This is a genomic window from Microbulbifer yueqingensis (genome assembly GCF_900100355.1).
Taxonomy (GTDB): domain Bacteria; phylum Pseudomonadota; class Gammaproteobacteria; order Pseudomonadales; family Cellvibrionaceae; genus Microbulbifer; species Microbulbifer yueqingensis.
On record NZ_FNFH01000001.1, the window covers coordinates 330,695 to 355,880 of the forward strand.

General features: G+C 63.5%; 30 protein-coding genes and 1 riboswitch. Of the genes, 16 read left to right on the forward strand and 14 right to left on the reverse strand.

Going from position 1 to position 25,186, the window contains the following annotated elements; genetic code table 11:
- The first annotated feature begins 38 nt into the window (after nucleotides 1-38).
- Nucleotides 39-163, forward strand: a riboswitch (SAM-I-IV-variant riboswitch).
- A gap of 56 nt (nucleotides 164-219) precedes the next feature.
- From BLT26_RS01475 to BLT26_RS16660, 5 genes are all read left to right on the forward strand, one after another.
- Nucleotides 220-435, forward strand: a complete 216-nt coding sequence (locus BLT26_RS01475; RefSeq protein ID WP_091507062.1) for a hypothetical protein — start codon at nucleotides 220-222, stop codon at nucleotides 433-435.
- A gap of 51 nt (nucleotides 436-486) precedes the next feature.
- Nucleotides 487-1,686, forward strand: a complete 1,200-nt coding sequence (gene kbl / locus BLT26_RS01480) for a glycine C-acetyltransferase (RefSeq protein WP_091507066.1) — start codon at nucleotides 487-489, stop codon at nucleotides 1,684-1,686.
- Nucleotides 1,687-1,785: 99 nt separating this feature from the next.
- Entirely contained in the window at nucleotides 1,786-2,811 is a 1,026-nt protein-coding gene (tdh, locus tag BLT26_RS01485) for an L-threonine 3-dehydrogenase (protein ID WP_091507069.1), read from the forward strand.
- Between the two features lie 255 nt (nucleotides 2,812-3,066).
- Nucleotides 3,067-3,597, forward strand: coding sequence for a superoxide dismutase family protein (gene sodC, locus BLT26_RS01490; RefSeq protein WP_091507072.1), 531 nt, complete (start codon nucleotides 3,067-3,069; stop codon nucleotides 3,595-3,597).
- Between the two features lie 10 nt (nucleotides 3,598-3,607).
- The gene (locus tag BLT26_RS16660) at nucleotides 3,608-3,739 is read left to right on the forward strand and encodes a hypothetical protein (RefSeq protein WP_281245453.1); all 132 of its coding nucleotides are present in this window, start codon (nucleotides 3,608-3,610) and stop codon (nucleotides 3,737-3,739) included.
- A gap of 27 nt (nucleotides 3,740-3,766) precedes the next feature.
- Here the strand turns inward: BLT26_RS16660 and BLT26_RS01495 are convergent, their stop codons facing one another.
- Entirely contained in the window at nucleotides 3,767-4,477 is a 711-nt protein-coding gene (locus BLT26_RS01495) for an alpha/beta fold hydrolase (RefSeq protein ID WP_091508692.1), read from the reverse strand.
- A gap of 208 nt (nucleotides 4,478-4,685) precedes the next feature.
- Here BLT26_RS01495 and BLT26_RS01500 point away from each other — a divergent pair, with 208 nt between their 5' ends.
- Nucleotides 4,686-5,240, forward strand: coding sequence for a DUF1439 domain-containing protein (locus BLT26_RS01500; RefSeq protein WP_091507076.1), 555 nt, complete (start codon nucleotides 4,686-4,688; stop codon nucleotides 5,238-5,240).
- On the opposite strand, the gene BLT26_RS01505 is transcribed toward BLT26_RS01500, so the two are convergent.
- Both BLT26_RS01505 and BLT26_RS01510 read right to left on the reverse strand, forming a co-directional pair.
- Nucleotides 5,224-6,495, reverse strand: coding sequence for a cation:proton antiporter (locus tag BLT26_RS01505; protein ID WP_091507079.1), 1,272 nt, complete (start codon nucleotides 6,493-6,495; stop codon nucleotides 5,224-5,226). The two genes, BLT26_RS01500 and BLT26_RS01505, sit on opposite strands and share 17 nt — an antisense overlap.
- Nucleotides 6,496-6,508: 13 nt before the next feature.
- The gene (locus tag BLT26_RS01510) at nucleotides 6,509-8,053 is read right to left on the reverse strand and encodes an FMN-binding glutamate synthase family protein (protein ID WP_091507082.1); all 1,545 of its coding nucleotides are present in this window, start codon (nucleotides 8,051-8,053) and stop codon (nucleotides 6,509-6,511) included.
- A gap of 188 nt (nucleotides 8,054-8,241) precedes the next feature.
- Between BLT26_RS01510 and BLT26_RS01515 the strand changes: the two genes are divergently transcribed.
- Entirely contained in the window at nucleotides 8,242-8,682 is a 441-nt protein-coding gene (locus tag BLT26_RS01515) for a hemerythrin domain-containing protein (RefSeq protein ID WP_091507085.1), read from the forward strand.
- Between the two features lie 82 nt (nucleotides 8,683-8,764).
- Nucleotides 8,765-9,859, forward strand: a complete 1,095-nt coding sequence (locus tag BLT26_RS01520) for a PA0069 family radical SAM protein (RefSeq protein WP_091507089.1) — start codon at nucleotides 8,765-8,767, stop codon at nucleotides 9,857-9,859.
- Nucleotides 9,860-10,011: 152 nt separating this feature from the next.
- On the opposite strand, the gene BLT26_RS01525 is transcribed toward BLT26_RS01520, so the two are convergent.
- Nucleotides 10,012-12,381 carry a nitric-oxide reductase large subunit gene (locus BLT26_RS01525; protein ID WP_091507093.1) on the reverse strand — a complete coding sequence of 790 codons (2,370 nt, stop codon included), beginning with the start codon at nucleotides 12,379-12,381 and terminating at the stop codon, nucleotides 10,012-10,014.
- Between the two features lie 17 nt (nucleotides 12,382-12,398).
- Nucleotides 12,399-13,088 (reverse strand): iron-sulfur cluster repair protein YtfE, encoded by a 690-nt coding sequence (ytfE, locus tag BLT26_RS01530; protein ID WP_091507097.1) that lies wholly within the window; start codon nucleotides 13,086-13,088, stop codon nucleotides 12,399-12,401.
- Between the two features lie 145 nt (nucleotides 13,089-13,233).
- Here ytfE and BLT26_RS01535 point away from each other — a divergent pair, with 145 nt between their 5' ends.
- From BLT26_RS01535 to BLT26_RS01545, 3 genes are all read left to right on the forward strand, one after another.
- Complete coding sequence (locus BLT26_RS01535; protein ID WP_091507100.1) at nucleotides 13,234-13,659, forward strand: YbaN family protein; 426 nt, start codon at nucleotides 13,234-13,236, stop codon at nucleotides 13,657-13,659.
- Nucleotides 13,656-14,111, forward strand: a complete 456-nt coding sequence (locus BLT26_RS01540) for an Rrf2 family transcriptional regulator (RefSeq protein ID WP_091507104.1) — start codon at nucleotides 13,656-13,658, stop codon at nucleotides 14,109-14,111. Before BLT26_RS01535 ends, BLT26_RS01540 begins: the two co-directional genes overlap by 4 nt.
- Before the next feature lie 88 nt (nucleotides 14,112-14,199).
- Nucleotides 14,200-14,517 carry a GIY-YIG nuclease family protein gene (locus BLT26_RS01545; protein ID WP_091507106.1) on the forward strand — a complete coding sequence of 106 codons (318 nt, stop codon included), beginning with the start codon at nucleotides 14,200-14,202 and terminating at the stop codon, nucleotides 14,515-14,517.
- 11 nt (nucleotides 14,518-14,528) lie between these two features.
- On the opposite strand, the gene BLT26_RS01550 is transcribed toward BLT26_RS01545, so the two are convergent.
- The 3 genes from BLT26_RS01550 to BLT26_RS01560 all read right to left on the reverse strand — a co-directional run bounded on the left by BLT26_RS01550 (nucleotide 14,529) and on the right by BLT26_RS01560 (nucleotide 16,242).
- A complete protein-coding gene (locus BLT26_RS01550) occupies nucleotides 14,529-14,747 on the reverse strand; it encodes a zf-HC2 domain-containing protein (RefSeq protein WP_091507108.1) in 219 nt (72 codons plus the stop codon).
- Between the two features lie 17 nt (nucleotides 14,748-14,764).
- On the reverse strand, nucleotides 14,765-15,364 hold the full coding sequence (locus tag BLT26_RS01555) for an RNA polymerase factor sigma-70 (protein WP_245720543.1): 600 nt from the start codon (nucleotides 15,362-15,364) through the stop codon (nucleotides 14,765-14,767).
- Nucleotides 15,365-15,546: 182 nt separating this feature from the next.
- Nucleotides 15,547-16,242, reverse strand: a complete 696-nt coding sequence (locus tag BLT26_RS01560; protein WP_091507113.1) for an SDR family oxidoreductase — start codon at nucleotides 16,240-16,242, stop codon at nucleotides 15,547-15,549.
- Between the two features lie 12 nt (nucleotides 16,243-16,254).
- On the opposite strand from BLT26_RS01560, the gene BLT26_RS01565 reads away from it, so the two are divergent.
- The 5 genes from BLT26_RS01565 to BLT26_RS01585 all read left to right on the forward strand — a co-directional run bounded on the left by BLT26_RS01565 (nucleotide 16,255) and on the right by BLT26_RS01585 (nucleotide 19,773).
- The gene (locus tag BLT26_RS01565) at nucleotides 16,255-16,614 is read left to right on the forward strand and encodes a DUF3301 domain-containing protein (RefSeq protein ID WP_245720544.1); all 360 of its coding nucleotides are present in this window, start codon (nucleotides 16,255-16,257) and stop codon (nucleotides 16,612-16,614) included.
- Between the two features lie 19 nt (nucleotides 16,615-16,633).
- The gene (locus BLT26_RS01570) at nucleotides 16,634-16,846 is read left to right on the forward strand and encodes a DUF1653 domain-containing protein (protein ID WP_091507120.1); all 213 of its coding nucleotides are present in this window, start codon (nucleotides 16,634-16,636) and stop codon (nucleotides 16,844-16,846) included.
- 115 nt (nucleotides 16,847-16,961) lie between these two features.
- Complete coding sequence (locus BLT26_RS01575; RefSeq protein ID WP_139169348.1) at nucleotides 16,962-18,029, forward strand: saccharopine dehydrogenase family protein; 1,068 nt, start codon at nucleotides 16,962-16,964, stop codon at nucleotides 18,027-18,029.
- A gap of 152 nt (nucleotides 18,030-18,181) precedes the next feature.
- Entirely contained in the window at nucleotides 18,182-18,712 is a 531-nt protein-coding gene (locus tag BLT26_RS01580) for a phosphatase PAP2 family protein (RefSeq protein WP_091507123.1), read from the forward strand.
- Entirely contained in the window at nucleotides 18,709-19,773 is a 1,065-nt protein-coding gene (locus BLT26_RS01585) for an MJ1255/VC2487 family glycosyltransferase (protein WP_091507126.1), read from the forward strand. The genes BLT26_RS01580 and BLT26_RS01585 overlap by 4 nt, the downstream gene beginning before the upstream one ends.
- A 41-nt stretch (nucleotides 19,774-19,814) precedes the next feature.
- Here BLT26_RS01585 and BLT26_RS01590 read toward each other — a convergent pair whose 3' ends face one another.
- The 6 genes from BLT26_RS01590 to BLT26_RS01615 form a co-directional block, all read right to left on the reverse strand.
- A complete protein-coding gene (locus tag BLT26_RS01590) occupies nucleotides 19,815-21,158 on the reverse strand; it encodes an ATP-binding protein (protein WP_091507129.1) in 1,344 nt (447 codons plus the stop codon).
- Between the two features lie 24 nt (nucleotides 21,159-21,182).
- Entirely contained in the window at nucleotides 21,183-21,857 is a 675-nt protein-coding gene (locus BLT26_RS01595; RefSeq protein WP_091507133.1) for a response regulator transcription factor, read from the reverse strand.
- Nucleotides 21,858-21,894: 37 nt separating this feature from the next.
- Nucleotides 21,895-22,245 (reverse strand): PepSY domain-containing protein, encoded by a 351-nt coding sequence (locus BLT26_RS01600; protein ID WP_139169349.1) that lies wholly within the window; start codon nucleotides 22,243-22,245, stop codon nucleotides 21,895-21,897.
- Nucleotides 22,246-22,360: 115 nt separating this feature from the next.
- A complete protein-coding gene (locus tag BLT26_RS01605) occupies nucleotides 22,361-22,894 on the reverse strand; it encodes a glycine zipper 2TM domain-containing protein (protein WP_091507140.1) in 534 nt (177 codons plus the stop codon).
- Nucleotides 22,895-22,972: 78 nt separating this feature from the next.
- Nucleotides 22,973-23,692, reverse strand: a complete 720-nt coding sequence (locus BLT26_RS01610; RefSeq protein WP_091507143.1) for an alpha/beta fold hydrolase — start codon at nucleotides 23,690-23,692, stop codon at nucleotides 22,973-22,975.
- An 82-nt stretch (nucleotides 23,693-23,774) separates the two neighbouring features.
- Nucleotides 23,775-25,142, reverse strand: coding sequence for an L-cystine transporter (locus BLT26_RS01615; protein ID WP_091507146.1), 1,368 nt, complete (start codon nucleotides 25,140-25,142; stop codon nucleotides 23,775-23,777).
- Nucleotides 25,143-25,186: the final 44 nt, after the last annotated feature.

The following is a 25,186-nucleotide window of genomic DNA, read 5'->3' on the forward strand; positions in this document are numbered from 1 at the left end:
GCCCGGTTGACTGCCCGTTCCGGCCCCGCTATCTTTGCCTCCAACATCAAGAGAGTGGCTGACGCCAACGCCAACCTGCCGACCGGGGCAAGGTGGTTTTCTCACCGCATGGGGATATGCGGGAGAGATGGGACCCAGGAACTGGGTAATCCTGCCGGATCTGCGAACCCGATTTCGCCGCTTCCACGTCAGCCCTCCAGTTTTATCAATGGAGGGACCATGTCCGTATCACCGCTCAGCAGTTCAGACGTTATCGAAATAGAGATTGCCAGCCAACGCAGCCGCACCGCCGTACGCGCCGTGCGACGGGCCGACCGGCAATTGCTGTGGCAGCTACTGTTCGAAACGGCGGAAGAGGCACTACAATTCGCCACCAACTGCCGCGCCAGCCGGGATCCCATTACGGCCCACAAGGCCTGCGAACTGGCCGGTTAACAGCTAGACTAAGCGCCAAAAGCGCCAGTTTGAGGAGCTAACAACAAGACCATGTCCAAGCCAGAACAATTCTTCCAGCACCTGCGCGATGAACTGAAGCAGATCGAGGCCGACGGCCTCTACAAGCGCGAGCGCATCATCACCTCACAGCAGGCGGCGCAGATCCAGGTAAACAACGAGGCCGAAGTACTCAACTTCTGTGCCAACAACTACCTGGGCCTGGCCAACCACCCCGACCTCATCGAGGCGGCCAAGGAGGGGCTGGACCAGTACGGCTTTGGCATGGCATCGGTGCGCTTTATCTGCGGCACCCAGGACATTCACAAGGCGCTCGAGTCGCGGCTGTCGGAATTCCTGCGCACCGAGGACACCATCCTCTACACGTCCTGCTTCGATGCCAATGGCGGCCTGTTCGAGACGCTGTTGGGCCCGGAGGATGCGATCATCTCCGATGCGCTGAACCACGCCTCCATCATCGACGGCGTGCGCCTGTGCAAGGCGAAGCGCTACCGCTATGCCAACAACGACATGGCGGACCTGGAAGCCAGGCTGCAGGAGGCCGACTCCGCCGGCGCGCGCACCAAGCTGATCGCCACCGACGGTGTCTTCTCCATGGATGGTGTCATCGCCAACCTGAAAGCCCTGTGCGACCTGGCCGACAAGTACAACGCCCTGGTGATGGTGGACGATTCCCACGCAGTGGGCTTCCTCGGCGAGCACGGCCGCGGCACCCACGAGTACTGCGACGTGATCGACCGTGTGGATATCATCACCGGCACCCTGGGCAAGGCCCTGGGCGGCGCCTCCGGCGGTTTCACTTCCGGGCGGAAGGAAATCATCGATATGCTGCGCCAGCGCTCGCGCCCTTATCTTTTCTCCAACTCGGTGGCGCCCGCTATCGTCACCGCCTCCCTGAAAGTCCTCGACATGCTGATGGAGGGCGGCGAGCTGCGCGAGAAACTGCGCGAGAATTCCGCCTACTTCCGCGAGCGCATGACCGCGGCCGGCTTTGACCTGGCCGGGGCCGACCACCCGATCATCCCGGTGATGATCGGCGACGCCGCCCTCGCCCAGCAGATGGCCGACAAGATGCTGGAGCGCGGCATCTACGTAGTGGGCTTCTTCTACCCGGTGGTACCCAAGGGGCAGGCCCGCATCCGCACCCAGATGTCTGCCGCCCATACCCGCGAGCAGCTCGACCGCTGTATCGATGCGTTTGTGGAAGTTGGCCGCGAGCTCAATATCATTTAATCCTGTTTACGATCGCGGCCATGGGCTGCTCCCGGGTCCCGCATAGCGGGCGGTGGGAGCGGCCCATGGCCGCAATCCATGCATATTCTGGCACCAAACATGAAAGCACTTTCCAAACTGAAGTCCGAACCGGGTATCTGGCTCACCGAAGAGGAGGTTCCCGAGCCCGGGCACAACGACCTGCTGATCAGGATCCGCAAGACCGCCATCTGCGGCACCGACATGCACATCTACAACTGGGATGAGTGGTCCCAGAAAACCATCCCCGTTCCCATGGTGGTGGGCCACGAATATGTAGGTGAAGTGGTTGGCATGGGCCAGGAAGTGGCCGGATTCGAGATCGGCGATCGCGTCTCCGGCGAGGGGCACATCACGTGTGGCCACTGCCGCAACTGCCGCGCCGGGCGGCGACACCTGTGCCGCAACACCTATGGCGTGGGCGTGGACCGCCAGGGTGCCTTCGCAGAATACCTGGTGATCCCGGCACTCAATGCCTTCAAGATCCCGGACAATATTTCCGACGAGCTCGCGTCAATTTTCGACCCCTTTGGCAACGCGGTACACACCGCCCTGTCCTTCGACCTGGTGGGCGAAGATGTGCTGATTACCGGCGCCGGCCCAATCGGCATAATGGCCGCAGCGGTGGCCCGCCACGTGGGCGCGCGCCATGTGGTTATCACGGATATCAATGACTACCGCCTGGAACTGGCGAAAAAGATGGGAGCCACCCGCACCGTCAACGTCAGCCGCGAGAAGCTGGCAGACGTGATGAACGAGCTGGGCATGAGCGAGGGCTTCGACGTGGGCCTGGAAATGTCCGGCGTGGCAGTTGCCTTCCGCGATATGCTCGAGGCAATGAACCACGGCGGCAAGATCGCCATGCTGGGCATCCCCCCGGGCGAGATGGCCATCGACTGGAGCCAGGTGATCTTCAAGGGGCTGATCCTGAAGGGTATCTACGGCCGCGAGATGTTTGAAACCTGGTACAAGATGGCGAGCCTGATCCAGTCGGGCCTGGACCTGTCGCCGATCATTACCCACCAGTTCCCGATCGAGGAATTCCAGCAGGGCTTCGACACCATGGGCTCCGGCGAGTCGGGCAAGGTTATCCTGGACTGGCAGTAATCCCCACTTGCCACCCGGCCCACGGGCCGGGTGCTTCGCCCTCCGGGCGCCCCACCTTCATTCTCTCCGGTTTCGCTGCGCCCCGCCGCGGGACCGGCTGTCCCCTGGCTACCCGCCAGGCGTGCTGACCGACCTGCTGACCGGGCAGTTTCGGCCAACTGGTTCTAAACTCTGGTGACAGACCAGAAGCGGTGAATTCTACGCCAGACACCGGTTTGGCAGTGCCGCACCCACCGAGTTTGAGGAGAGCAGATCATGAAACCTAGCTGTCGTTTACTTCTGGGCGCCGCGGCTCTGTCGCTGGCTTCTTTTGCGCATGCGGACGTGGTCATCGAGATGCACGCGGTGAGCAAGGACGGCGTGGGCAAGCCCATTGGCAAGGTGGTGGCCACCCAGTCAAAGTACGGCGTGGTCTTCACGCCGATGCTCGAGGGCCTGCCCTCGCGCGGTACCCTCCACGGCTTTCACGTGCACCAGAATCCCAGCTGCGAGCCGGCCGAAAAGAATGGCAAGGTAGTGGCCGCCCTCTCCGCCGGCGGCCATTACGACCCCAAGAGCACCAATCGCCACAGCTTTCCCTGGGGGACCGGCCACCTGGGCGACCTGCCGGCACTCTATGTGGATCAAGACGGCAAGGCTTCCAGCCCGGTGCTGGCCCCGCGCCTGAAGCTTTCGGACCTGAAGGGCCGCGCATTGATGATCCACGCCGGCGGTGACAATTACTCGGACGAACCCAAGGCCCTGGGCGGTGGCGGTCCCCGCGTCGCGTGCGGCGTGATCCGCTGAGAGCACCGCGATGGCGCGCCTGGCGGTAGTCCTGTTCCTGGTCCTGCTGTTGCTGGCCCTGGCAGGGGCCATCCAGCAATGCAGCAAGGACGACCGCCAGGTATCGGATGAAGCGCCAACCACCGGGGCGGGCGCGGACTGATATCCCGGCCCCGCCCCCTTACCGTTATCAGCGGATCAGGGACACCTGTCGCGCGTAGGTGTACTCCTGCAGCCCGAAGTGACCATACGGGTAGCTGTAGGTGGCGTGCTCGCCGGCGATGCGGCTCGAGTGAATACCGCCTACGGTGCACACTCCCGTGGCACAGACAATCTGGTCCGACCAGCTCTTGATCGAGTACACCCGGTTGGCGATTGGCCTGCCGTAAAGCCAGTCGAGGAACGGGCTCGAGACCGACAGTCCGTAAGTGCCACAGGTACTGTTGTAGACGTTGAACGGATAGGTTCCGCATGTCCACAACCCGCGATAGGCCCCTGCCACACCGACAAAGGCATCCACCCAGTTTTCCCGGCCGAGCTTGATGATCTGCTGTGCCGCCAGGGTCACTCCCATCGAGTGCCCGATCACATCGATTTGCCCGCTGCACGAGGTTTCAATCGCCAGCTCGATGGCATCCCGCACCGGGATTTCCTCCGGGCCATCGTGGTTGTTGCAGGCAGCACAGGACTTTGAACCCCAGTCCGGCCGGAAAATCTGCGCGGCGGCGTAACCCTCTCCCAGCAGTGCCTGGTACGTGTTGTCCCAGTCCGCCGGCGAGCCGGTATTGCCGTGTACCAGCACCACGCTGTCCAGGCAGGCGGCCGCCCTTACCGGGACCAGCAGGCACCAGAAAAGCAGCATCGGGATGAGCAGGCGGGATATATGTGTTTTGTCGTTCATGGTTTCTCTCTCGCTGGAGGCGTCCCGGCTATGGCGCGCCGGGGTAATGCCGATGGATTGCAAGCCCGACAGCATCACCCCGCATCCCTCGTGGGGCGAACCAGACCCTCGCTGCTACAATTCTCGGCATTGGCGGTGGCAGTGGAATCCGACCTAGGTGGCACTTGGTCGCGTCCGGCCACCCTCCTTTGGCTCGCGGGCAGGTCCCATGGCACGTTTTTTCTCGATTCTGGCGCTAGCGCTGGTGATTATTGCCGGGGTGGCTTACCTGTATTTTTCCAGCCGGGAAGTCGAAGTGCGCTTCAGCGAGGCACAGATACAGCAAGCCCTGCAGCGCAGCCTGCCGGTGACCCGGACCTACCTGGTGATATTCGAGCTGACCCTGGACAACCCCCGCGTAGAGCTGGCCGAGGATACCGGTCGGGTGCAGGCCGGCCTCGACATCACGCTGGCGATCAACTCCCGGGAGGGCAGCAAGGATTTTCGCGGCTCTGCAGACATTTCCGGCGTGCCTTCGTTTGCGAGCCCGGAAGCGGCATTTTACCTGCAGGCGATTGAAGTAGAGCGTCTGGAAATAGCCGGGTTGGGAGATGAGCAACTTGAACGGGCGCGCAGCGCCGTACAGCTGGCCCTGTCCGAATACTACCGGCACCACCCCATCTACCGGCTGAAAGGCGAGAGCATCCGGCAACGCCTCGCACGCATGGCCCTGAAGGATGTCGAGATCGATGGCGACGAGGTAGTGATTACTCTCGGGCCCTAGCCTTTTCCGCAGCCTCGGCGGCAGATATCTTGTTGATGAGGAACCGACTGGTGGTCCCCTGCACCAGCAGGGAAAACAGCACCACGCCAAATACCATCGACTGCACCGTGTACCAGTAGGGAAGCTCGGTAGGCAGGGCGAGCACCAGCGCCAGCGCGATCACTCCGCGCAGCCCGCCCCAGCTCAAAACCACCCGCCAGGGCTTGGGGATCGGCGGGCCCACATAGCCGCTCAGCGGCGCTACCAGGAAGATAGCCAGTGCCCGCGCACCGACTGCGCCGGCAATCGCCATCACCATCGCCAACCACTGCTGGGTAAACATAGCGGGAGTAATTACCAGCCCCATGATCACGAAGACCAGTGCGGTAAATAACAGTGCCAGCCATTCCCAGGTCGACCCCGCGTCGGCCAGGTACGTCTTTTCCTGCTCCCGCAGGCAGGCACGCGCGACAATGGCGCAGGTCATCACGGCCAGGATACCCGAGACGTGCAACACGTGCTCGGCCAGGTAGAAAGTCCCGAATGCCGACAGTACCAGTGCCACCAGCGCAGCGCCGGCCGAGCGCAGGAAGAGCACGACGATTGCCGTCACCAGGCCACAGAGGAGCCCCAGGGCCAGGCCACCGAAGAAAATCACCACGAAATACAGCGCGATGGCGCCTGCACCGGCCAGCGGTTCGCCGGTGCTCGCCGCACCCTCCATTACACTGTGGCTGGCCACACCGAGCACCAGCGAGAACAGCACGATCGCAGCCGCATCGTTGAACAGGCTTTCGCCCTCCACCAGTGTCAACAGTTCCTCGTCCGCGTCCGTTTGCCGCAGCTTGTTGATCACTGCCACCGGATCGGTAGCGGCCAGGATGGCGCCAGTGAGGAAAGCTGCGATCCAGGGAAAGCCCGGGTGGTCGATGCCGTAATAGAGCAGTACGCCGGTCAGCAGCGCCGTTATGACCATCCCCAGGGTGGCCAGGAGCACAATCGGGCCCAGCCAGCGTTTCAGTAGCGCCGGCTTGATGCGCCAGGCGGCCTCGAAGATCAGCACCGGCAGGATTACGAAAAAGACCAGCTGCTGCATGTTGTCGGCGCGGATGCCGGTGTCGAAATCGATCACTGGCAACAATATACCCGCCCCCACCCCGGCGATCAGGCATCCGAGGGTATTGTCGGTGCGCAGCACTCGCGCCAGGACCAGCCCGGCCAGGGCAGCCACCGCCATATACAGCCCCTGCCCCACCAGGACGGTAACGCCTTCCATCTTTGCGCCTCTCCTATTCCACGCCGCGGTCGCTGGCGATGACGGACTTCGGCTTCACTTCCGGCACCAGCTCACTGAGCGGCACAGCCATGCCGCGCTCATTGATCACCTCCACGTGGTGGCGGCGCAGCTGGCGCGGTTCCGTAACACCGCAGGAATGCGCGATATAGCCGACCTCGTAAGCCATATTGCGGGCGTAATTGTAGACCCGCTCTGCCTTGTTCACCGGGTCCAGCCCCTGCTGTAAATCGGGGTTATGGGTAGTGACGCCAGTGGGACAGGTGTTCCTGTTGCATTGCATGGCCTGGATACAACCGAGGGAAAACATGAATCCGCGCCCGCAATTGACGAAGTCCGCGCCCATCGCAATTGCCCAGGCCACCATCGATGGCGTCAGCAGCTTGCCGGCACAGATTACCTTGATGCGCCCGCGCATACCGTACTGGTCCAGCAGGTCCACCACCAGCGGCAGGCTGCGGTTAAGGGGTAGCCCCACGTAGTCCATCAGGCTCTGGGGCGCCGCACCGCTGCCGCCATCGGCACTGTCGATAGTAATAAAGTCCGGCGCGCTCTCGGGGCCACGCAACTGGATCGCCTCGCACATCTTGTGCAACCAGTCGGTGGATCCGATCACGCACTTGAAGCCGGTGGGCTTGCCGGTGACATTGCGAATGCGCACGATCATATCCAGCAACCCGTCCACAGAATCAAACTCGGGATGACCATTGGGGCTGATGGAATCCTCACCCTCGGGGATTCCCCTCACCCGGGCTATTTCCCCGGTGACTTTAATCCCCGGCAGGATTCCCCCCTTGCCGGGCTTGGCGCCCTGTGACAGCTTCAGCTCGAACATCCGCACCTGCTCATGCGCCGCCACCCGGGCCAGTTTTTCGTCTGACAACAGGCCCTTTTCATCGCGCACACCATATTTGGCGGTCCCGATCTGGAAGACGATGTCGCACCCCCCTTCCAGGTGGTACGGCGCCAGCCCCCCTTCACCGGTGTTGAGCCAGACGCCGGCCCTGGCCGCACCGTGGGACAGGGCCTTCACCGCCGGTACCGACAGGGCACCGAAACTCATACCGGAAATATTGAAAAACGAGCTGGTGGTGTAGGGCTGCGCGGCAAACCCCTCCCCCACCGTGACCGGCGTCGGCGGTACCGCATCCTTTTCCAGTGTCGGGAAAGGATCATTGAGGAAGAGGACATCTCCCGGCTGGTTCAGGGGGCGCGTAGAACCGAACGCCAGCGTGGAGTCCACATTCTTGGCCGCGCGGTAGACCCAGCTGCGCTGCGCGCGATTGAACGGCAATTCCTCCCGGTCGAGGGCAAAGAAATACTGGCGGAAAAACTCGCCCAGGTGCTCGAATTTGTAGCGCAGGTGGCCGATCACCGGATAGTTGCGGCGGATCGCGTGCTTTGTCTGGCTTATATCGGACAGGTAGAGGTAGACGATGTACAACACCAACAGCACCAGCGCAAATGCAAACAGTAGCGCGAATACCTGCAAAACCTGCACCGCGAAGGCACGAATGGCCTCTACTGCCGCCAGGTCCATAAGCTCTCTCCCCCTGAAAATTCCGTCTGCTTGTGCAGGCAAGCGTACTACGCCCGGCATATCACTCCCAGTCTTGCATCCGGGACGCCACCCGACCGGCACGCATGAGGCCCCCCTGGCCTAAACTCCCTGTTCAGGCGCAGCGCCTGCACCCGGGTCCCCACCTTCCATCACCAGCGGGAGCAACCATGGACATCTACGAGCGACTGAAGAAAGACCACGAAACACAGCGCGAGCTGGCCGCCGACATCATGCATACCTCGGGCGACAGCCCCGAGCGGAGATCGCTCTGGAAAGATTACCGACGCGAGGCCGAGGCCCATGCGGCAGCGGAGGAACAGGTGTTCTACGCCGCCCTGATGGAGAAGCCGGCCGGCCAGGACAAGGCGCGGCATAGCGTGGCCGAGCACAAGCAGGCTGCAGACATCATCGAGGAACTCGCCGATGTGGATATGGGCAGCGGCGGCTGGATCCAGAAGTTCGAAAAGCTCAAGGAGCTGCTGGAGCACCACATGGACGAGGAGGAGCAGGAAATCTTCCAGTGTGCCAGGCAGGTCATCGATGACGACCGTGCCAGCGAGATGCCCGGGGAGTTCGACCAGCGCAAGAACAGGGAGCTGGGATCCTGACCCGGAGGGGGACTCCGCTCTTGCGCCGTGAGTAGGTCGCACCCTAAACTGTACATCCATACAGCATTCGGCGTTATCCCCCATGGCCAACGACCACTCCGCCAATCCCCTGCGCCCCAGGACCGGGCGCGGAGCCGCCAGTAATCTCGCCGGCCGTTTCGTGCCGTGCACCAGCACCCGCGAGGGTGACGGCTGGGAAACAGAGCTGGAACCGCTCGAACGCCTGGAGACCGAGGCGGTCGAGGAGAAAGCAAAGAGTATCATCGCCACCAATCGCTCCCCGGACCTGCCGTTCAGCCAGTCCATCAATCCCTACCGGGGCTGTGAGCACGGCTGCATCTACTGTTACGCGCGGCCGGCCCACGCCTATATGGACCTGTCGCCGGGCCTGGACTTCGAGAGCCGCCTGTTTTACAAGGCCAACGCCGCCGAATTGCTGGAGCGGGCCCTGCGCCGGGAGAGTTACCGCTGCAGTCCCATCGCACTGGGCTCCAATACCGACCCCTACCAGCCACTCGAACGGGAAAAGCAGGTGACCCGCCAGTTGCTGCAGGTAATGCAGCGCTTCAACCAGCCGGTCACCATCGTCACCAAGGGACAGCTGATCCTGCGCGACCTGCCGCTGCTGGCGGAGATGGCACAGGACAACCTGTGCCGGGTAGCCATCAGCGTCACCACTCTCAGCAATGACCTGAAACGCAGGCTGGAGCCCCGCACCGCGGGGCCCGCCGCCCGGCTGCGCGTCCTGGAGACGCTGTCACAGGCCGGTATACCCACTGCGGTCATGGCCGCCCCGATGATCCCGGCCCTCAACGACTGCGAGCTGGAGGATATCCTGTCGCGGGCAACCGGCGCCGGGGCCACCCGGGCCGCCTATATCCTGTTGCGCCTGCCCCACGAGGTGGCGCCGCTGTTTCGCCAGTGGCTGGAGGTGCACTACCCGGAGCGGGCCGCGCATGTAATGAGCATCGTGCAGCAGAGTCGCGGCGGCCGCGACTACCAGAGCGATTTCGCCCAGCGCCAGGCCGGCACCGGCGTCTTCGCCCGGCTGCTGCAGCAACGCTTCCGGGTGGCCTGCCGGAAACTGGGCCTGAACACAGGGGACGAGGGACTGGATTGCAGCCGCTTTCGCCGGCCGCCACGCCCCGGCGACCAAGGTGACCTGTTCAGTTTGTAAGGCATTTGCAGGGATAAAGGGGGTGGCTGCAGGGGCCTGGCACCCCGGCATACGCCGCTAGCGCCGCCACATAAAAAAGGCGATGCAATGCATCGCCTTTCAGCCAGGCCGGGGAGCCCAACTCCCCGGTTACGATTGAGGGGGCGGGTGCGCTAGCGCGTCTCGCCGCTATCAGCCAGTTGACCGGCTGTCATCTCGGCACCGGCGCTGAATCCCGGTGTGGTCTCTCCCGCATACTCCGGGAAGCCCCCGCGGCCGGAAATCGCCCGGTCGCCGGAAATCGTGCTGTCAGTTACCAGCAGTCCCTTGACCACCTGCCAGGCCACCGCCAGCGCGCCGACGATAAACACCACGTCGCCGATAGTGCGCACCCAGCGCAGGGTCTGCAGCAGGCCGCCCTGCATAAAGCCCTCGCTGCGCGCATACCAGAGTCCCTCGGAGGCGCTGGCGACGAACTGGATGATGCCGACCGGCAGCAGGCTGGTGAACAGCATCAGCACCAGGCCGCCGTTCAGCCACCAGAAAGCGGTTTTCATCAGCTTCTCGTCAAACACCAGTGACGGGCGGATATAGCGCAATACCAGCAGGGTGAAGCCGAGCGCGAGGAAACCGTAGACCCCGAACAGCGCCGCATGGGCGTGGGTGGCGGTGGTATTCAGGCCCTGCACATAGTAGAGCGCGATCGGCGGGTTGATGGAGAAGCCCAGCACGCCGGCGCCCAGCATATTCCAGAAGGCCACGGCGACGAAGAACATCAGCGGCCACTTCAGCTGCTGCATCCAGGGCGCGCGGCTCTTGAGGCTGTAATGCTCCCAGGCTTCGTAGCCCAGCACGATCAGCGGTACCACCTCGAGCGCACTGAAAGTCGCGCCTACCGCCATCACCGGCGTAGTAGTGCCCGAGAAATAGAGGTGGTGGAAGGTACCCGGTATGCCACCCAGCATGAACAGCGATGCCGAGCCCAGTGAAGCAATAGTAGCCAGGCGCTTGGATACCAGCCCCATGCTGCAGAAGATGAACGCCAGCGCCGCGGTGGCAAAGACCTCGAAGAAGCCCTCTACCCACAGGTGCACGATCCACCAGCGCCAGTACTCCATGATGGAGATGTGGGTCTTCTCACCGTAGAAGAAGCCGGCACCGTAGAACAGGCCGATGGCGATCACCGACGCCGTCAGCAGGGCGAGCAGGTGCTTGTCACCCGGCTGGCGCAGCGCCGGCACTATCGCGCGGAGCATCAGCACCAGCCAGAAGGCCACGCCAGTGAACTTGCCGATCTGCCAAAGGCGGCCAAGGTCAACGTATTCATAGCCCTGGTGTCCCAGCCAGAAACTCCACTCGGGCGGCATCACCTGGGCGATGGCCAGGTAGTTGCCGATAAACGAGCCCGCGACCACCGCCACCAGGGCCCAGAACAGGATGTCCACACCAAGTTTCTGGTACTTCGGGTCCCGCCCGCCATTGATGATCGGCGCCAGGAACAGGCCCGCGGCGAGAAAACCAGTGGCGATCCAGAATAGCGCCGACTGGATGTGCCAGGTGCGCACCAGGCTATAGGGGAACCACTTCGATGTATCTATCCCGTAAAAGCCCTGCCCCTCTACCGTGTAGTGGGCAGTAAAGCCACCCAGGAAGACCTGGAAGGTGAAGAGGGCCACCACGATAAACAGGTATTTGCCCAGTGCCCGTTGCGAAGGCGTGAGGGCGAAGCTGGTGAGCGGATCGGTGGCGGGCGCCACGGGATCCTCTTCGTCCTTGCTGCGGGCAAAAGACCAGACCCATACCAGGCCGCCGATGCCAGCGATCAGCAGCACCACGCTGACAATGGACCAGACGATATTTTCCGCGGTCGGCACATTGTCGATCAGCGGCTCGTGGGGCCAGTTGTTGGTATAGGTGGCCCCGCCCGGTGTCCGCTCGGTCGCCGCGGCCCATGCCGTCCAGAAGAAGAACTCGGCCAGCCGCTCGCGGCGCTCGGCATTCGGCAGGGTCGCCTCCTTCATGGCGTAACTGCTGCGCGTCTGCTGCAGTTCCGGCGCATCGCCGAACAGGCGGTGGTAATACCCGGCAGTAGCGCGGATGGCCTCGAGCCGCCTTTCGGACACTACCAGCTCACCGGTCTGCGGGTCGAAGCTGTTGCTGCGATAGGCCCGCTTCAGCGCATACTGCAGGGCATTCTGCTGCGCGCCGTCCAGCTCATCGTAAGGCTGGCCGTAATTGTCCTGCGCGGCCAGCTCGAGCCAGTTCACCAGCTCCCGGTGCAGCCAGTCGGCAGTCCAGTCCGGCGCCTGGTAAGCGCCGTGGCCCCAGACCGAGCCCAGCTGCATTCCCCCCACCGACTGCCATGCAGTCTGGCCGTCGAGGATACTCTCCCGCGTCATCAATACCGTGCCCTGCTCGGACACCACCTGGTCCGGTATCGGCGGGGCGGCGCGGTAGACCTCCTTGCCGACATAGCCCAGGATTCCGAAGGTCACCGCGAGGATCGCTATCAGCGTCCACCACAGCTTGTAATACTTCTTCATGATTTCCCCCTAAGCCCCTAGCATGCGCGCGGGCTTGTGCTCTGTGTGCTCTGTAAGTTGCGTGCAAAGAGAATGTCGTTTTCGAGCCGGATATGTTCCTGCAGGTCGGCCCTGAAGGCCTCCAGCCCCCGGTAGAGGGCGCGCCAGGTATTGCATGCGCCCGCCGGTGCGGTTATGCCATCAGTCAGGCGGTCGATGCCTTCGATAGCCGCCGCATGTTCGTCGTGTTCGTGCAGCATCACCTGGATCGGGCCGGCGGCCATGGCACCCTGCCCCCGGGCCAGCATGGGAAACAGGATCTGCTCCTCCTTGGCCATGTGCTGTTCCAGCTCGCGGGACATCGTCTGCAGGTGCGCAGCCAGCCCTCGCGGGCACTGCGGCTTGTCGCCATGGACCGTCTCCACCCGATCGGCGAGCCGCTGCAGCTCGGCCAGCTGCTCGCGATGCACCTGGTGAAAGCGTTCGAGCAGGTGGTTGATCAGTTCCGCATCGCTGGCCTGTCCCCAGTCCCGGGATTCTTCCTGCCGGCCCGCCAGGCCGGACAACTCGGCGAGGATCGCGTCCCCGTCCAGCCCCTCCGCCCTGATTGCCTCGCCCAGTGGCCTGTCACCCCCGCAGCAGAAACTCAGCCCCCGCCGGTTGAATACGGCACTGGCACCCGGAATGTCCCGGGCCAGCTGCTCCAGGGGCACGTCAAGAAAGTTCATCAGAGTCTCCCATTACCCATTAACTCTTTTTGGTAGGTGCGGGGCTCGCCCCGCAAAGAAGTATTTCAAATACATCTTTATGGTGGATTGTAGCTGCCGCCCCATAAGATGTAAACTATATGCATCTTATTAGTTGAGTGATTGCATGACATCCATGTTGATGAGTTACCGGGAATGGGGGGTGCGCAAGAGGGCCTACCTGCTCTGTGCCTGGCTCTGCCTGGCACTTGCAGCGGCCGGGGCCTTCCTGCCGCTGTTGCCAACGACACCGTTTCTGCTGTGCAGTGTGTGGCTCAGCGTCAAGGCGGATTCCGGCCTGGCCCACTGGCTCGTGAATCACCGCCGCTTCGGGCCGCCCATCCGTCGCTGGCAGAGCGAGCGGACACTCGCACGTTCCACCAAGTGGCTGGCCACTGCCATGATCACGGCAAACTGGCTGCTGCTGTGGGTCCTGGGCGCCAGCCTGCCCCTACTGGCGGCGCTCGCCGCCGGTTTCTGCGCGGCACTGGCTATGATCTGGCGTATTCCCACCACCCGGCCGGGCGTTGGAACCCGGGAGAACGAAGCATGAATATCACCCGCTACACCGACTATTCGCTACGAATCCTGATCTACCTGGCAGTGCACGGGGAGGGGCTGTGTACCATCTCGGAAATCGCCGAGAGCTACGGGATCTCCAAGAATCATCTGATGAAAATCGTCCAGGAGCTGAATGCGAAAGGCTATATCCAGGCGGTGCGCGGCAAGAACGGCGGCCTGCGGCTTAACCTGGATCCGGCAGAGATCAATATCGGCAAACTCGTGCGCGAGACCGAGGACGAAAGTCGGATGGTGGAGTGCTTTGGAAGTAACAACCAGTGCGTGATCACACCGGCATGCCAGCTCAAGGCGATACTCGGCCAGGCACTGGAGAGCTTTTTCATCACGCTCGAGCAGTACACCCTGGAGGACCTGGTCGGCGGTGGGCAGAGGCCGGTGCTGGCGGAGCTGCTGGATATCAGGGACGCCGCACAGAACAAATAGCGCCGGCGGCGAGGAGGGACAGCGCCGGGTTTAAATCCGGGGCGGCTTCAGGGAGAATACCGCTTTCCCCGCAGCCTGGAACACCCGTTTGCAACACTGGTCTGTTTACCTTATCCGCACTGCCCGGGGCACACTGTACACGGGTGTGACCAGCGATGTGGAACGCCGCTTTGCCGAGCATGCTGCCGGCGGCGCCCGGGCGGCCAAGGCACTGCGCGGTCGCGGCCCGCTCACGCTGGAATTTCACTGCGAGGTGGGAAACAGGTCAGCGGCGCTGCAGCTGGAGGCTCACATCAAGAAGTGGCCCCGGTATTGGAAAGAGGAGCTGATTTGCGGCCGGCGACAGCTGCCCGCCCTGAACCGGGCAGAGGAGTTAGCGCCGGCAGATCCCGCCCATACAGACTGACCCCCTCACCACTAATCATCCCTGCTCCGGTCCGGGGGAGTCTCCACAGCGTCCCGCTTCCCGGCGGCATATGCCCGCGAGATTTTCCGCAGGCTGGCCATGTGGCTGGAGAAATTGCGGCAGGCACCGCACATCATCAGGTGAAAACGCAGGCTGGCACGCTCACTGAAATCGAGCGGTCGCTCCTGCGCCTCTGACAGCAGTCGGGTGACTTCGCGACAACTTTTCATACGTATTCGTACCTCCCCTAGCCTCGCTCGGCAAACCAGTTATTTTCCAGGCACTCCCGCAGCCGCAGCCGTGCCCGGTGCAGGGTGACGTTCAGGTTACTCACTGAAATTTCCGCCGCCGCGCAGATTTCATGGCTTTCCAGCTCGATAAATTCCCGCATCATGAATACCTGTGCCTGGCGCCCGGGCAGGTGGTCGAGACAGGTCTCGAAAATGCGCCAGAACTCGCGGTCGTCCACTGCCGATTCCGGGTCAACCCATGGCACCGGCCGTTCCTCGGGACGCCAGTGGCCGCGGCGGGTGAACAGCTCGTCCAGGTCGCTCTCCTCACCTGTCGTACCCACCAGCCTGTCCGCCTCCACATAGCGACTGCGCTGGCGCAGCACGTCGGCGATCTTGTTTTTCAGGATGGCGAATACCCAGGTCTTCAGGGCCGAGCGGCCGCCGAAAGAGCGCGCGCTTTTAAGGGCGCCCACCAGCGCCTCCTGGACCGCGTCTTCCGCCAGGTCCTGGTCGCCCAGTTGCAGGGTCGCAAAGCGCTGCATCTGGCTGCGCAGGCCCTCAAGGTACTCCGGGTCCGTCAGCGCTGTCGCGCCACCCGCCACATGTTCGCTCACTCATTTCTCCTGAATCAGGAAGCCGGCCCCTGCGGCCAGACACCATCACCCGACCTGAACGACATCAGGGCAAACCGGGCAGCCTTATGCCGCGGCAATAACCCGGTTTACCCCCTACTGTCGGACGGGCCACCTGTTTTCTTACAGTCGGGCCCGCGCATCGTCCGGCCTCCGCGGAAAACTCACCACGGAATCTCGCTGCCGTCGTAATTCATAAAGTGGCCACTTAAATCCATACCTGCGCCAAGCATTACCCCCCTGAGGCCGGTGGCGCTCTCTTCCGCAGAAATCAGCGCATTGGGGCCACCCATATCGGTCTTGACCCAGCCCGGGTGCAGGGCGATCACGCTGATGCCTCTCTCCCGCAGGTCGACGGAGAGGCTCTTCACCACCTGGTTCACGGCTGTCTTCGAGCTGCGGTAGATATAGCCGCCGCCGGAGCTGTTATCGGCAATACTGCCCACCTTGCTGCTCAGCACCGCGATTACCTTGCGTTCGCTGGCGGCCACATTGTCACAGAAGGTCTCGGCCAGCATGTAGGGCGCAATGGTGTTGGCCTCCAGCACCTTGCGCCACTCTTCCCGATCGACGCGACCGAACAGGGTGCCCTTGGGACCGTAATAGCCCGCATTACTGACCAGGATATCCAGGGGCTGGTCGCCCAGCTTCTCCGCCAGCTGCGCCATCTGGTCGTAGTCGGTGACATCCAGTTGGTGTACCTCCAGTTGCGGATATTCCCCTTCGAGGGCGTGCAGCCCACCGGCTTGGGCCGGGTCGCGGCAGGTGGCGAACACGCGCCAGCCATCGGCAGCGAACTGGCGGGTCATTTCCAGGCCAATCCCGCGATTGCAGCCGGTAATGAGTACTGTGCCGGGCATAAGGGCTCCTTCGTGTTATTCTTGAACGCCAATCATAACAAGCCTGCGGACATGTATTATTCTCTCGGCGATCTCCTGTGGATTTTCCTGCTGGCACTGTTCGGCTGGTATCTCTGGGCCGGCATGGCCGCCAAGGAACTCGCGCGCAGGGCCGCCGCCAGCCACTGCCGGCAACTGGGTGTCCAGCTGTTGGACGACACCGTGGCCCTGGTGCGTACCAGGGTGCGACGCAACCGCAACGGCCGGCTGGCCCTGCAGCGCCAGTACGAGTTCGAGTTCACCTCCACGGGGGAACGGCGCTACAGCGGCATCGTAGTGCTGCATGGCAACCGCGTGGAACAACTACAGCTGTCTCCCCACCACCTTGCCTGAAACCGGACCGGAACCAAACATGCAACGCGGAATCTATCGCCACTACAAGGGCGCCCTTTACGAACTGTTGGAAACAGCCACCCACAGCGAGACCGGGGAACGGCTGGTGGTTTACCGGGCACTCTACGGAGATTACGGTGTCTGGGTACGGCCGCTGGAGATGTTCGCCGAGTCGGTGGAGCAGAATGGCCACCCCGCACCCCGCTTCGACCTGGTGAAGGCATTTGACTAGGCAGTTATCGCGCCAGTAATGTTGCCCCCCTCTGTGGAACATTGTGACGGCTCATCAGAGCCCGGCCACAACGGAACCTTAAAAAACTCAAGCAGACACTGGATAAGGTCACTCGGTGAACGACAAGAAAATAATGATCTACGGTGCCTATGGCTATACCGGCGAGCTCATCGCCCGTGCCGCCGTGGCCAAGGGATACCGGCCGGTGCTGGCCGGTCGCAATGCGCAGAAGCTGCAGCCCCTGGCTGAAGAGCTGGGCCTGCCGGCGATGGCCATCAGCCTGGACGCCACCGAGACACTGGAACGCATGCTGGGCGATATAGACGTGGTGATTCACTGCGCCGGCCCCTTCTCCGCCACCGCCGAGCCGATGATGCGCGCCTGTATCGCCGCAGGCGCCCACTACCAGGACATCACCGGCGAGATGCGGGTCTACCAGCAGGCCAATGACCTGCATGCAGAGGCCCAGGCCGCCGGCGTGGTGCTCTGTCCCGGGACGGGCTTCGACGTGATTCCCACCGACTGCCTGGCCGCCGCTCTGCATCATGCCATCCCGACCGCCACCCACCTGACGCTGGGATTCGATTCCGATTCCAGCTTCAGCCCGGGCACCGCCAAGACCTCGATCGAGAGCCTGGGCGTGGGCAGCGCCGTGCGCCGCAATGGCAAGGTCGAGATCATCGAACACGCCTCCCTGACGCGGAAGATCGATTTCGGCCGCGGCGACAAGTTTGCCGTCGCCATTCCCTGGGGCGACGTGGTGACCGCCTACTACTCGACCCAGATTCCGAATATCGAAGTCTACATTCCCATGAGCCCCCGCCGGGCGAAGAAGCTGAAACGCCTCAACAAGCTTCGCTGGCTCCTGCGTATGGAATGGGTGCAGAACTGGCTCAAGAACCGGGTTGAGAAATCCGTGAAGGGGCCGAGTGAGGAGAAGCGTGCCGAGCAGCAGACGTGGGTCTGGGGCGAAGTGCGTAACGACCGTCGCGGCGAGCGCAAGATCGGCCGGGTGGTTACTGCCAACGGCTACGATGTAACCGTACATGGCTCACTGGCGGTGATGGAGTACCTGCTCAGCTATGAGGGGCCGGGCGGCTACTTTACCCCGTCGAAGTTGTGCGGGCCCGAGCTGGTGGAGAAACTTCCGGGCTCCGGTACGATCAAGATCGGTATCGACTGATACTGCAATCCGCCCCGGGGGCCAGCGTGTCCCCGGGTCCTCCCTGCCTTATCCCCCGTTGTTATTCCCCTGGTTTACAGGGCGAGGCCTGTTTCACGATCCTGACATCAATCGGTCAATTCCGCGCAATATTGCCTTCGTAACGTGGCGGCATGCGAAGCTTACCTGTGACCCTGAAAACGATCGATGTCTCCCTGGTGTTGCACATGGCAGACCGGGCGACGCGGCCGGCCTGTCGCAGGAATTACCTGTTGCTGTCCCGCTCCGCGGACGGCTGGCTCTACCTGCTGTCTCCGCTGGCGATGGCTTTGTTACAGGCCCCGGCGGCCGCGCTGCAGTTCCTATATCTCTGCGGCGGCGCCTTCGCACTGGAAAGAGCTCTTTACTGGAGCACAAAGAATTCCATCCGCAGGCTGCGCCCACCCCAGGCCATTCCGGGCATGCGCCCGGTGATCGTGGCCCACGACCGCTTCAGCCTGCCGTCCGGCCATACCTCCGGCGCCTTCCTGTTTGTCACGGTGCTGTCCCAATCGCTCAACCCCCTCTGGCTGCTGGGTTATTTCTGGGCCGCGGGTGTAGGGGTATCGCGCGTAGGCCTGGGCGTGCACTACCCTACTGATGTCTGCGCCGGCGCCGCCCTTGGCACCAGCGTGGGCCTGTTAACTTGCAGGGCCTTGTTGTGAAAATTCTTTACGGGGTGCAGGGAACCGGCAACGGCCATATCTCACGCGCCCGCGCCATGGCCGCGGCACTGGAAAAGCACCCGGCGCTGGAAGTGCAATGGCTGTTCTCCGGCCGTCCGCGGGAAAAACTGTTCTGCATGGAGGCTTTCGGCGATTACTGGTGGCGCGAGGGCCTCACCTTCGTCAACCGCAAGGGCCGGATCGACCGGCTGGCGACGGCCCGGCAACTGCGCCCGCTCCGCCTGTGGAGGGATATTGCAGAGCTGCCGGTACAGGACTTCGACCTGGTGATCAGCGACTTCGAACCCGTCACCGCCTGGGCGGCGAAACGCGGTGGCGTGCCCAGCCTGGGGCTCGGACACCAGTACGCCTTCAATTTCGCCATCCCGGCCCCGCGGTTCAACTGGATCGCGCGTGGCATCATGCGTGCATTCGCACCTGCTGGGCAAAGCCTGGGCATGCACTGGCACCATTTCGGCCATCCCATATTGCCTCCCATTGCACGGCCCCATGGCCGGGCGGAAAACGGGGAACATATCCTGGTATACCTGCCGGTAGAGCACCACGAACCACTGCTGGAAGAGCTGGGCAAGTTGCCCCACCGCTTTATCGCCTACGGCATTCCCACCGACCTGCCTGCGGCAGGGAATATCCAGCTGAAGGCGCCGGCGATCAAGGAGTTCCAGCGGGATGTCGCCAGCGCGAAGGCGGTGATCTGTAACAGCGGTTTCGAGCTGATCTCCGAGACACTGGCCCTGGGCAAGCCTATCCTGACCAGGCCCCTGGCCGGCCAGTTCGAGCAGGAAGCCAATGCCCGGGCGCTGGAGGAGCTGCAGCTGGCAAAAGTAGTAGAGCGGATTGATGCAGATACCATTGGCGGCTGGCTGGACAGGTTGCCCGCCGGAACCAGAATCCTGTGGCCTGATGTAGCGGAGAGTATCACCCGCTGGCTGGCCGACGGTCGCCGCAAGGATACGGCAGAGCTGGCAGCACAGCTGTGGGCGCAGGTCATTCCCGGCCCGGAAGCGGGCCGGCTAGCGCTCGGTGACATTGTGGACTGACTAGTGGACTGAGAGGCAGGCGCGGCGCCTAAGCCCTGCAATCAGAGATCCACGCGGATCTCCGCCCCGCCCAGGTCGGATTCCGCCACCGAGATCTCGCCCTTGTAGCTCTCGACGATGTCGACCACCACCGCCAGGCCGATTCCCTGCCCCTGCTGCTGCTGGTCGGCGCGAACCCCCCGCTGGGTCACCCTGTGCCAGTACTCCTCACTGATACCCGGTCCGTTGTCCGCCACGGCGATGTGCAGGCTGCGGCCGTCCTCGCCATTGGCCACGCGTACACTGATCCTCCCATCCCCGTACTTGTAGGCGTTGTCGAGCAGGTTGCCCAGCAGCTCCATCAGGTCGCCCTCGTCGCCGTAAAACAGCGCCTTCTCCCCGCAGTCGACGGTGACTTCAGCCGGCTTGTCCCGGTAGACCTTTTCCAGTGCGCCGAGGATTTTGTCCAGCAGGGGTCTCACCTCGACCCCGCGCAGGATCGACTTGGGCGAACTGGCAACGGCGCGCTGCAGCTGGTAACTGATAATGCTGTCCATGCGCTGCACCTGCTCGATCAGGTTGGTATAGGCCTCGCGCGGGTCGCGGGAGAAATTCAGTCCCTTCAGGACAGCCAGCGGTGTCTTCAGGCTGTGGGCCAGGTCGGCGAGGGTATTGCGGGTCTTGTCGCGCTGGCGGCGCTCGTTCTCGATCAGCAGGTTCAGGTTGTCGGTAAGCGGCCTGAGTTCACGCGGGAAATTGCCCTGCAGCCGGTCACTGCCGCCGCGTTGCATTTCCTGCAGCGCACGCGCCACCGACCGCAGCGGTGCCAGGCCCCAGCGCATCACCAGCCACTGGGTCACTATCAACAGCAGCGCCCCCAGCCCCAGCCAGCGCCACATGGTGGAGCGAAACTGCTCCACCTGCGCCAGCAGCGGCGTCGCATCCTCGAGCACGATAAAGGTGTAGCGCTGCTCGTTGTCCAGGCCCCAGGCCACCCCCTGGCGAAAGGTACTGTAAAGACCGCTGTCGCCCAGGTTCATCTGCGCAAACACCTCGCGTCCCTGTGGCAGCGGGTGCGAGGGCAGCTGGTCCATGGCCAGCGCGGACTCCGAGCGCCAGATAATGCGTCCACGCTGGTCCGCCACCACCCCCACCAGGCCCGAATCCGGCTGGTTGAAGCGCTGTTCGGGCAACGCCGGCGGAAGTCGCAGGCTGTCGCCCTCCGGCTCCGCCACCGCCAGCAGGGTATATACGTGTAGCTGCAGCTCGCGCTTCTTTGCCTCCGCCAGTGAGGTGCGGTAGGCGTGTTCCAGCACCGTGGAAATAAACACAAGGAAGGCCACCAGCACCAGCGTGGTGACCAGTAACAGGCGCCCCTTGAGGGAGTTGAACCAGAAGGAAAACACTGTTCGCGCGACCGCCCGCAGCGGTTATTCCGGGGCCACGAAGCGGTAACCCCGGCCGCGCAGGGTCTCGATCGGCTTGAGCGACCCGGCCGCCTCCAGCTTCTTGCGCAACCGGCCGATAAAGACCTCGATCACGTTGCTGTCACGGTCACAATCCTGTTCGTAAATGTGCTCGGTCAGTGTGGTCTTGGAGACCACCTCGTCCGGGTGCAGCATCAGGTATTCCAGCACCTTGTATTCATAGGAAGTGAGATCGAGCTCGGCTTCGGCCACTCGCACGCGCTGCGACGAGGTGTCCAGCACGATGGGGCCGGCCTTGATACTGGGAGAGGAAAAGCCGGCGGAGCGGCGCACCAGTGCGTTCAGGCGCGCAAGCAGCTCCTCGGTATGGAAGGGCTTGACCAGGTAATCGTCGCCCCCGGCCTCCAGTCCCCTCACCCGCTCCTGCCAGTGGCCGCGGGCAGTGAGGATCAGGATGGGGAAATGCTTGTCTTCGCGGCGAAGGGTCTCGATCACCTCTATGCCGTCCACGCCCGGCAGGCCCAGGTCCATCACCGCCACGTCGTAGGGAAACTCGCGGCCGAAGTAGAGGGCCTCCTCGCCGTCCGGCGCCTCGTCCACGGTGTAGCCCGCCTCGCGCAGGGAGTTTGCCAGCTGCTGGCGCAGCAGCTCCTCGTCTTCCACCAACAGTGCGCGCATCTCTCCCCCTCTGGATCCTGGTTATTGCCGCGGCGGCTCAGCGCATGATGCGGCCACTCTGCTTGTCCACGTAGACCACATAAACCTGGCTTTTATCCGACAGCCCCTTTACCCGGTATGCCGGGCGACCCTTGCGGGTGGTCTCCGACACCGCCAGTATCTTGCCGCCATAGCGCCGCTTCACCAGGGCCGCGGCCTGCTCGCGGGAGATCTCCCGCTGCTGGGCCCGCTGGACCGGGGCGTGCTGGATGGCAGCAAAGGGGTAATCCGCGGCGGGCTGCGGCACAGGCACAAGGTGCACCGCGGCCTGCAGCGGCGCAGCGCCGAGGCCCATCAGCAGTGCCAATACAAGCTGCGTTTTCCGGCAAAGGGCACAAAAAGATTTCACGGATGCTACTCCTGTCAGCACTAACTCTGTACTCGCGGTCGGTTATTCATCCCTGCGCGTCGCGGTTCTCCCGCTCGCAGGCGCGACCCCGGATCCGGCCTGGGGACCCGCAGCCTCACCACGCCGGTGAGATATCCACGCGAACCCTGATTCTATCGCCGGGGTGACCGTCGGTGCGAGTCATATATTCCCTGCCATTATAACGATAGCGAACATCGTACCCGACCAGCTCCCGGCGGGTAACATATTCGTCCACCACCTGGCAGCGCTCCTCGGTCACATAGCGGGCATTGTTGCGGCTGCTGATGGTATGGCCGATACCCGCGCCGATGGCGGCCCCGGCCAGGGTCCGGGCGTTGCGTCCGCGGCGGTGGTGCCCAGCCTTGTTGCCGATGGCAGCGCCGATCAGGCCACCGATCAGGGTGCCGGCAGCTGAACCGGGCCCGGGGCGTACCGCCTGCTGCTGCCAGCACTGGGTGCGCGGCTCGACCACCTGGATGTCGTTATAAACAGGGATTACTTCGGTCACCCGGGCGTAATCATAGCCAGCGTCACCGTAGTAGCCCCGGTCGCCCGCGCTCACGGTGGTACTGAACCCCACCAGCCCCGCGACCAGCGCGACAAAAAGGAATTTCTTGTGCAAGTTCATGATCCGTCTCCCACATTGATCACCAATGGGAGCACTTTAGGGGGGAGTCACTGAATCGAAGCTGAACCCGCAGGCAATTCACTCCGTATCCAGGGCGGGCCCGCGGTCCAGCCAGGCGAGGATTTCCCGGGCCAGCTCGGCCGGGGCCTCCAGGGGCAGCATGTGCCCGGCACCGGGAAGTTCCCGTACCCGCAGGTCCGGTCGGCGGCGCTGCAGCGCCGCCAGCCAGTCCCGGGTCACCAGGGTGTCGTACTGGCCGAAACAGAAGGTGACCGGCATATCGAGCTCCGCCAGGGGGCGGGCCAGGTCGGCCCGCTCACTCGTGGCCCCGAGCTGGGACACCAGCGTAGCTTCCCCCTGCGCCGCATCCATGGCGCGCATGGTGGCGGCAATATCCTCCCGCTCCCGGTTGGCCGGCGCCACCATGGCGGCAATCTTGCGGTCGCTGATCCCGCTGTAGCCGTGGCGGCTCACCCAGTCCAGCAGCTGCCGGCGCTGTCTCAGCTCCGCCTCGGGCAGGGCGCGGGGGGTGTTGGCACAGACGAACAGGCGCGCCACCCGCTCCGGGTGCGCGCACGCCAGTGCCGCCGCCAGATAGCCACCCAGGGAGAAGCCCAGCAGGTTCACCGGCCCTTGCGGCAATCCGCCTACCAGGCCATCGAGCATCTCCTGAATGCTGTCCCCGCGCGGGATAGCGAGGTGTCGCGGCTCGACTGGCGCCAGCTGCGGTTCGAGGGCCTGCCACAGGCGCTCGTCGCACATGGTGCCGGGTATCATGATCAGTGGAGTGGATCGCATGGCCTGGCCAAAAACTCGGTTTTCTTCTCAAACCGGGCTCATTCTACCAGCCCGGCGCCACATTCACCCGGGCCCCGGCCGGTCAGCCGGTGACCGCCTCTTCCGCCGGGGGCAGCCGGTCTCCCAGCCAGCGCTGCGACAGGGTGCCGGCTGTCATGGCGCCATTGACGTTCAGCGCGGTGCGCGCCATATCGATCAGGGGCTCAACAGAGATCAGCAGGGCTGCAATGGTCACCGGCAGCCCCATGGTAGGCAGGACCACCAGCGCCGCGAAGGTGGCACCACCGCCGACGCCGGCAATGCCGAATGAGCTGATCACCACCACCGCCACCAGGCTGGCCAGCCACAGCGGGTCGAGCACATCGATGCCCATCGGCACTGCCACCATCACCGCCAGCATCGCCGGGTAGATACCGGCGCAGCCGTTCTGGCCGATGGTGGCGCCGAAGGAGGCGGAGAAGTTGGCGATCGCAGGGGAATTGCCCAGCTCGTCGATCTGGGTCTCGACGTTCAGCGGAATGGTGGCGGCACTGGAGCGGGAACTGAAGGCAAAGACCAGTACCGGCCACACTTTGGCAAAATAGTGCAGCGGGCTGATCCCATTCAGCAACAGCAGCAATCCGTGAAACAGGAACATCAGGCCGATGGCGAGGAAAGAAGCCACCACGAAGCCCAGCAGGCTGAGAATGTCGGCCCAGCTGGAGCTGGCGATCAGTTCGGTGACCAGCGCCATCACCCCGTAGGGGGTGAAGGCCATTACCAGCCGCACCAGCTTCATGATCCACACCTGGGCCAGCGAGACCGCCTCTTCTATTTTTGCCCCCTGGGCGGGACTCTCGCGACGCACGCCCAGCGCCGCCAGCCCCAGCAGCACGGCAAAAATCACCACCGCGATCACCGACGTGTCCCGGCTGCCCGAGAGGTCGGCGAAGATATTCTCAGGGATGAACGAGACCAGGATCTCGGGGATACTGAGCCCGCTTACCTGTCCCATGCGCTCGCTCAGGACTTCTGCCCGCGCCGCCTCGCGTGAGCCTTCCACCAGGCCTTCCGCCGACAGCCCGAACAGCTGCGCCATAAATACCCCGACCAGTGCCGCCACCGCGGTAGTGCCCAGCAGTACCGCCAGTACTGCTGCGCTGACCCGACCCAGCGACTGGGTATCGCTGACCCGCACCACTGCGGCCAGGATCGACACCAGCACCAGCGGCATCACCAGCACATACAACAGGTTGACGTAGCCATCGCCCACCAGCGCCACCCAGGGCAGCACCTCGCTGCGGGCCACGCCCCAGCCCCGCGCCAGCTGCAGCAGGCCGCCCAGTGCCAGGCCCAGTAGCAGGCCGGCAAACACCGCCGGCGCCAGGCTTTCGCGACCGCGGTGCCAGCGGCCGAGCGGCCACATGAGGCCGAAAAACAGCGCGAGGAAAAAAATGGAACCCAGGTCCATGGCCACCCCTAAATTGTCTGCCCAGGAAAAATCGCGCCGGATGC